General features: G+C 60.9%; 7 protein-coding genes and 1 pseudogene. 2 read left to right on the top strand and 6 right to left on the bottom strand.

Annotated features, from left to right (window positions below):
• Nucleotides 1–45 precede the first annotated feature (45 nt).
• The 3 genes and pseudogenes from istB to DOU54_RS15310 all read right to left on the bottom strand — a co-directional run bounded on the left by istB (nt 46) and on the right by DOU54_RS15310 (nt 3,019).
• Nucleotides 46–789: an IS21-like element helper ATPase IstB gene (gene istB / locus DOU54_RS15320; protein ID WP_113731540.1), complete on the bottom strand. Its 744-nt coding sequence runs from the start codon at nt 787–789 to the stop codon at nt 46–48.
• An 8-nt stretch (nt 790–797) separates the two neighbouring features.
• Nucleotides 798–2,123 (bottom strand): annotated as a pseudogene (locus tag DOU54_RS15315) (MFS transporter); the annotation flags it as partial.
• 92 nt (nt 2,124–2,215) lie between these two features.
• Nucleotides 2,216–3,019, bottom strand: a complete 804-nt coding sequence (locus DOU54_RS15310; protein WP_072492910.1) for an inositol monophosphatase family protein — start codon at nt 3,017–3,019, stop codon at nt 2,216–2,218.
• 90 nt (nt 3,020–3,109) lie between these two features.
• Here DOU54_RS15310 and DOU54_RS15305 point away from each other — a divergent pair, with 90 nt between their 5' ends.
• Nucleotides 3,110–3,724, top strand: a complete 615-nt coding sequence (locus tag DOU54_RS15305; RefSeq protein ID WP_072492911.1) for a TetR/AcrR family transcriptional regulator — start codon at nt 3,110–3,112, stop codon at nt 3,722–3,724.
• A gap of 8 nt (nt 3,725–3,732) precedes the next feature.
• On the opposite strand, the gene DOU54_RS15300 is transcribed toward DOU54_RS15305, so the two are convergent.
• Genes DOU54_RS15300 through DOU54_RS15290 form a run of 3 tightly spaced genes read right to left on the bottom strand, consistent with a single transcriptional unit; the run spans nt 3,733 to nt 5,389 of the window.
• The gene (locus DOU54_RS15300) at nt 3,733–4,272 is read right to left on the bottom strand and encodes an ester cyclase (RefSeq protein WP_113731538.1); all 540 of its coding nucleotides are present in this window, start codon (nt 4,270–4,272) and stop codon (nt 3,733–3,735) included.
• Nucleotides 4,273–4,296: 24 nt separating this feature from the next.
• On the bottom strand, nt 4,297–4,671 hold the full coding sequence (locus DOU54_RS15295; RefSeq protein WP_072492913.1) for a VOC family protein: 375 nt from the start codon (nt 4,669–4,671) through the stop codon (nt 4,297–4,299).
• A 4-nt stretch (nt 4,672–4,675) separates the two neighbouring features.
• The gene (locus tag DOU54_RS15290; RefSeq protein ID WP_113731541.1) at nt 4,676–5,389 is read right to left on the bottom strand and encodes an SDR family oxidoreductase; all 714 of its coding nucleotides are present in this window, start codon (nt 5,387–5,389) and stop codon (nt 4,676–4,678) included.
• A 104-nt stretch (nt 5,390–5,493) separates the two neighbouring features.
• Between DOU54_RS15290 and DOU54_RS15285 the strand changes: the two genes are divergently transcribed.
• Complete coding sequence (locus DOU54_RS15285; RefSeq protein ID WP_113731537.1) at nt 5,494–6,390, top strand: LysR family transcriptional regulator; 897 nt, start codon at nt 5,494–5,496, stop codon at nt 6,388–6,390.
• Nucleotides 6,391–6,539 lie beyond the last annotated feature (149 nt).

Here is a 6,539-nt window from a genome sequence, read left to right as displayed (position 1 = left end):
AGCTGATAGTCGGCGTGCTCATCACGTCCGGTTATCCGTCAACCGTTAAGCCACGAACAACGTGACAACGCCCTTGAAGCGCCAGGACTCGTTTCCTGTTTCCACGATCTCGCAGTGATGGGTCAGGCGATCGAGGAGTGCTGTCGTCATCTTGGCATCACCAAACACCGACGGCCATTCGCCGAAGGCAAGGTTCGTCGTGACGATGACCGAGGTGCGCTCGTAGAGCCTGCTGATCAGGTGGAAGAGGAGCTGACCTCCGGCCTGCGCGAACGGCAGATAGCCAAGCTCATCAAGGATGATGAAGTCGAGGCGCGTGAGGTAATCTGCTATTCGACCTTGCTTGCCGTTGCGTGTTTCCGTTTCCAGGCGGTTGACCAGATCAACGACATTATAGAATCGCCCACGCGTCCCATAACGGATGAGCGAACGGGCAATCGCGATAGCCAGATGGCTCTTGCCTGTTCCTGTGCCGCCGACGAGAACGACGTTGCGCTGGTCGGCGACGAAGGTGCCGATGGCCAGTTCCCGCACCAGGGATTCATTGACAGGCGTGTCGGCGAAGTCGAAGTCGTCGATGTCTTTTGCCAACGGCAATTTGGCGATGCTGAGCTGGTAGCGGATTGAGCGTGCCTGCTTCTCGGCGATCTCCGACTGCAGGAGGTCGCCGACAATGTGAGGCGGCTCGTGCTGCCGTTTGATACCGTTTCCCATGACCTCGTCGTAGGCGCTGCGCATTCCGTAGAGCTTCAGCGTGCTCATCAGTTCGAGAACCTGTGTGCGTTCCATCAACTTACTCTCCTGAGCCTGTCGTAACGGGCGCAGTCGGCGACCGGCTCATGGGCAAGCCGAAGCGCATCCGGGATTTGCAGGGTTGCAGCGGGAGCTGGATCGCGGCTTCGCGCCAGAATGTTGATGATAACCGAGGCCGAGCAGACGCCGTGATCGAGCGCTTCCTGGCAGGCAGCCTCAACGGCGGCGAGACCATCGGCGGGAACGCATCCGAGTATGGTGACCATCTGCCGATCACCGTCATCGACGCTCTTCAGTCGCTTGCGGACCTTCTCCATTGCGGCTGGCAAAACCCATTCGCGGAAGGGAGCGCCGTTGCGCAAGGCACCGGGTTTGCGAGCAAGGACAGGGACATAGTGCCAGGGATCATAGACGGTATTGCCACGGCCAAAGCTGCGCCGATGTTCAGCGACCGTCGAGAAGGCGGCGGCACCCAGCAGGGCTACCAGCACGATAGTCAGGATCTTGCTGTGGACCACGAGGCCGAAGACGACCAGAACCGTGGCCAGAGCAAGCAATGTGCCGATGACCGTCGCCTGCAGGAAGCGATCTGCAAGCTTGCCACCTGCAAGGTTGCCGAGGACGAGGCCACCGCCAAAGACCAGCAGGATCGGAGAGACCGCTGCCTCGCTAAATCCCGTGACCTCCGTCAGCAGCGGGGCAATGTAGGTAAAGACTGTGAACAGCCCGGCGAACCCGAGCGCCGTGACCGACAGGCTAATGATGACAGAAGGATTCATCATCGCCCGGAGATCGGCGCGCCAGTCACTGGCAGCGGTCGCACCGTGATCAGAAGGAACGTAACGGGCGATCACCGCCAGAGCGACGATGCCGATCGTGGTGACGGCCCAAAAGGTCGCCCGCCAGCCGAGTTCGAGGCCGAGCCAGGTGCCGAACGGCACGCCGAGGATGTTCGCCGCGGTCAGTCCCGTAAACATGACGGCGATGGCGGATGCCTTGCGGTCCGGCTTGACCAGCGAGGTCGCAACGACCGAGCCGACGCCGAAGAAGGTGCCGTGGGCCAGCGCCGTCACAACACGCGCGGCGAGCAGGAACGAATAGCTCGGCGCCAGCGCACAGGCGAGATTGCCAATGGTGAAGATGACCATCAGCGCCAGGAGAACCTTCTTGCGGGACCAGCCTGATAGAAGAACGGTCAGGACCGGCGCGCCGACAGCAACGCCGATCGCATATCCTGATATCAGCAGTCCGGCCGTTGGGATTGATACGTTGAGGGCCGTCCCGACCTGGGTCAAAAGGCCCATGAGAACGAATTCGGTGACACCGATCCCGAAGGCTGCGATCGTGAGCGCGTAGATCGCAATAGGCATTTTATTCTCCTTGTCGTTTGTCAGCCCACAAAAGGCGCTGCTTTCCGAGTGCGATCGCGTTGCCGATGAGGACCGGACCTGGTTGATCGCGCCTAAGCACGTACGATGGGCGCAGCGGATGCCGCGACTTTCAAAAGCTGTGCATGGATGTTGGGCGAAGCGGCAAGCAGGCCGTTGGACGACCAGCCGAAGCCGTTGCCCGATAGATCGGTAACGACGCCGGCGGCCTCCTTGACCAGCAATGCACCGGCAAGCCAGTCGGGAATGTCATGACCGACCTCGAAGTAGCCATCGAGCCGACCAGCGGCGACGTAGGCAAGCTGCAGGGATGCCGAGGCCATCTGGCGGACGACGAAGACTTGTCCGGTCACGCGTTCCAGCAGTCGGAGTGCCTCGGCGTGCTCTTCCGGTCCGACCTGGGCGATCGGCGGGACGGCCGATCCGAGAACAGCGCCTTTGAGGTCTGTCTTGTTCCGGGTCGTCACGCGCTCTCCGTTCAGCGTCACACCCTGACCTTCGCGGGCGATGAACAGCTCGTTCGAGGTCGGATCATAGACGATCCCGAAGACGCAGCGCCCACCGACGACTAATGCTAGCGAACTCGACCACAGCGGCAGGCCCTGCAGGAAATGGTAGGCTCCGTCGATCGGGTCGTAGACCCAGTAGGCGGCATTCGGATCATCCGGCATGTCCTCCTCGCCCGTCCAGCCGATGTCAGGGTAGCGCGTGGCGAGCTGACCGCGCAGATCGGCGGCTGCCCGCGCACTCCTGGAGCGCACCCACCGGATGACGGATGCGATATCGTCCGCCTGCGAAGGACGATCAAGCGAGGCCGCGATCTGGTCGGTGGCGGCGCGAAGCAGGAATGCGCAGGTGTCGGTATCTACGGTGATCATGGCTGTTCTTTCTTCGAAACTCGATTGACGATGGAAGAAGGATATGGCCCTCTGCCTGCCTCACAAACTCGCTTTGACCGGGCGCGGAACATGGTGCGAAAACCCAAACTAAGTCCCAGAAAACAAACGGTTCAGGCGCGTTCCGCGGTCACTGTCGAAATCATAGTCGAAGCGGCAGCTCGCATTCTGGAAGAACGCGGGCTGGAGGGGTACACGACCAATGCGGTGGCCGATCGCGCCGGTGTCAGCATCGGATCGCTTTACCAGTATTTTCCGAACAAGGACGCCATCACGATCGCCCTGATCCAGCGCGAGACCGCTGACCTGTTTGCCGACGTCGAGAGGGCGAGTTACGAAGACGACTGGCGAACCGCGCTTGCCATGATGACCGATGCGGGAGTCGCCCATCAACTGCGGCGGCCGGCGCTCGCCCGCCTTCTCGATATCGAGGAGGACCGTCTGCCGAACCACGCCCGTGAGAAGAGCGTCGTCGACGTGATCCACCCGGCGCTCACCTCCGTCTTGAGCAAGGCCGACCTCAAGATCGACACCGATCTCGAAACCCTGGCCTTCGACGTGATGGCGATTACGCGCGGGATGACGGACATGGCAGGCATCAGGCAGGAGCTGGATGGGATCGCTCTGCGCAGCCGGACCCGGCAGGCCGTGTTTGGCTATCTGGGGCTGACGCCGCCGAAGGCGTGAGCCCACCGTCACTTCATCGATACGACGCCCATCTGTTTGAGCAGCGTCAGATTGTCCTCGATGTGCCAATTGTCCGTTACCTTGCCATTGGCCACTTTCAAAAGATCAGTCGCGATGAACTCGATTGTTTGACCCACCCCCTTGGCAGAGGCGAACGTCCCGGTGAAATGACCACGGAACACCATGTGGACGGTGACGTAGTTGCCGGAGAACACCATTTTGCGAACCTCGACGGAAAGGTCCGGAACGGCGGCGCGGAACGTCTTTGACGCGAAAGCCGGGCCATCAGGTCCCTGCGGACGGCCATCGGGCAGCGTGTGGTCGGTGAAGGACGGCGAGATCGCAGCCTTGAGATCAGCCTCGTCTCCGGTGTTCCAAAAGCTGTAGAAATGCCGGGCTGCCGTCTCCGCAGACGCCTCGGCATGTGATTGCTTCGCGGAATGGACGATGTCGTCGATCTTCAGCGGTGCCGCGGCGAAGGCCGGAGCTGACAGCGACATTGCAATAGCGGCAGCCGCAAGGCCGCCTGTCACAGCGTTCTTGATCATTGTCTTCAATCCTGTTTCGGTTGATCAGTTGGTTTTGACGTCGTCCCGGAAGACGAGTTCGAGAAGGATGTCGCCCGGGGTGCGGACAAACAGCCGTTGTTCCCCGAGCTCGGGAAGATCCATGGTGGAATATCGGATTCCTGTCTCATCCAGCCTCCGACGGAAAGCGCCGTATCCTTCGAGCCGGAAGCCGACATGGTCGATCACTTCAGCATCCCGGCTGACGGCCGCACCGCCGCCGGGAATAAGATGGACGATCGGCTCGTCGCCGCGATAAAGCCAGTACCCAGGAAAGCTGAAGTCCGGTCGGAAGCCGACGGTCAGGCCAAGCAGGTCCTGCAGGAAATGCCGGGTTTCTTCGAGGTCCGCCGTTCGCAGTGTGACATGATCGAGTTGCATGGCGTCACGCGATCACGCCGCCGCCATCGACACGCACGGTGGAGCCGGTGGCAAAGGGTGTCGTTATCAGGAAGAGGACGGCGTTGGCGATATCGGATGGCTTGCCCACTGTCTTGGCAGGTAGACTGCCGGCGACGCGCTCGAACATCGCGGTGCGGTTCGCTTCCTCCATCTTCGACCACAGCGGCGTGTCGATCAGGCCTGGCGAAACGGCATTGACCCGAACGGGAGACAGTTCTAGCGCCAGACCGCGGGCGAGCGATTCCAGTGCTGCGTTGATCGCGCCTTGCAGGACCGACGAAGCCGATGGGCGCTCGCTCAGGAACCCGGAAATAAAGGTGAGCGTGCCGCGTTCCGTTATCCGTGCGGCCTTTGCGACCCTGTAGGCACCCCAGAATTTGCTTTCCATCGCCTTCTTGGCATCGTCGAGCGAAAGCTTGCGAACCGGGCCGCTGGGCGTCTGAGCGGCGGATATGACGATGTGATCCCATGCCTCATGGGATCCAAAGAAGGCCTCGATCCCGGCGGCGTCGCCGGTGTCGAGCACAGCGGTGGCCATCGGAGGATTGACCGAGGCCGCTGCCTCGCCGAGCTTGTCAGCCGACCTCGATGCGATCGTCACTGTGGCTCCTGCGGCATGCGCCTGCTGTGCGACCGCAAGTCCGATGCCGGAGCTGCCGCCGACAATGAGGACGCGCTTCTGGTTCAACGATGTCATGTCCATCTCTCCGCGTTTGGTTTCGATAGCCGTAAATTAGCGTTCCACCTCTCTTGCGATAACAGAGATTGTTGTCGACGGTCTCTTGCGATATCAGCAAGAATATGAGCGACAACTTTCTCGACATGCTGGTGTTCGTGCGGGTGGTTCAGGCGGGCAGTCTGTCCGGTGCTGCGCGCGAGCTGAACTTCTCGCTGGCGGTGGTCAGCCGCAAGCTGTCGAGGCTGGAAGAGCGGCTGGGGGTCCGGCTCATCAATCGGACGACGCGGTCTCTGGCGCTGACCGATGAAGGCGCGCGGTTTTATGACCGCTGTGTCCAGATCCTGGCGGAGATCGACGATGCCGAAACGGAAGCATCGAGCGGAAGGGATACCGCGACCGGTGTACTGAAGGTCACATCGACCTTCGCCTTCGGCATCCGATGGATCGCGCCGTTGCTCAGCGAATTCCAAGACATGCATCCCGGCCTGCTCGTGCATCTCGACACAGACGACAGCCTCACAAATATCGTTGAAGGCGGATACGATCTCGCGATCCGCTTCGGCGCGCTTGCCGACTCCAGTCTTGTCGCCAGGCAGATTGCACCGAACAGGCGCGTCATCTGCGGCGCGCCCGCCTATCTCGATCGCCGCGGAAGGCCCGAAACAATCGAAGACCTGATCCGTCATGAGGTCATTGCCTTTGGCGAGCCGCCGAATACCCATTGGACCTTCGCCGACGGCCGCAGCGTCAATGTCATGGGCAGGCTTACGACCAACAACGGCGAGCTTGCTCACCGCTGGGCGCTTTCGGGAGCTGGCCTTGTCCTGAAGTCGATCTGGGACGTTTATGACGACATCGAAAGCGGCAAGCTAGAGATTATCCTCCCCGACGTTCATCTTGCTGCAGCGCCGATCCACGTCGTTTTCCCGCACACCCGGCTTGCAGCCGCCAAAGTGCGGCTATGCATCGAGTTCCTCGCAAACAGACTGAAGCCTTCGAAGGCGGCGCTTCGATTCTAAAATCGAGGCGGCTATGTCACTTCGAACATGAGGGAGGAGGCGACGCTACCTGAGATATTTCAGTGGCTTAAGGGACGTTGTCACGTTGTTCGTGGCTTAACGGTTGACGGATAACCGGACGTGATGAGCACGCCGACTATCAGCTACAA

The sequence above is a fragment of the Agrobacterium sp. MS2 genome (assembly GCF_003261015.1).
GTDB classification, from domain to species: Bacteria; Pseudomonadota; Alphaproteobacteria; order Rhizobiales; family Rhizobiaceae; genus Agrobacterium; species Agrobacterium pusense.
Note: the sequence above shows the minus strand (reverse complement) of the source record. Positions and strands in the feature narration are given on the sequence as shown.

What these genes read in the sequence shown, in the direction of transcription:
- DOU54_RS15310 (WP_072492910.1), bottom strand. Translation starts at nt 3,019, where the DNA reads ATGATCACCGTAGATACCGACACCTGCGCATTCCTGCTTCGCGCCGCC.
- DOU54_RS15290 (WP_113731541.1), bottom strand. Translation starts at nt 5,389, where the DNA reads ATGACATCGTTGAACCAGAAGCGCGTCCTCATTGTCGGCGGCAGCTCC.
- DOU54_RS15285 (WP_113731537.1), top strand. Translation starts at nt 5,494, where the DNA reads ATGAGCGACAACTTTCTCGACATGCTGGTGTTCGTGCGGGTGGTTCAG.
- DOU54_RS15305 (WP_072492911.1), top strand. Translation starts at nt 3,110, where the DNA reads ATGGTGCGAAAACCCAAACTAAGTCCCAGAAAACAAACGGTTCAGGCG.
- istB (WP_113731540.1), bottom strand. Translation starts at nt 789, where the DNA reads ATGGAACGCACACAGGTTCTCGAACTGATGAGCACGCTGAAGCTCTAC.
- DOU54_RS15300 (WP_113731538.1), bottom strand. Translation starts at nt 4,272, where the DNA reads ATGATCAAGAACGCTGTGACAGGCGGCCTTGCGGCTGCCGCTATTGCA.
- DOU54_RS15295 (WP_072492913.1), bottom strand. Translation starts at nt 4,671, where the DNA reads ATGCAACTCGATCATGTCACACTGCGAACGGCGGACCTCGAAGAAACC.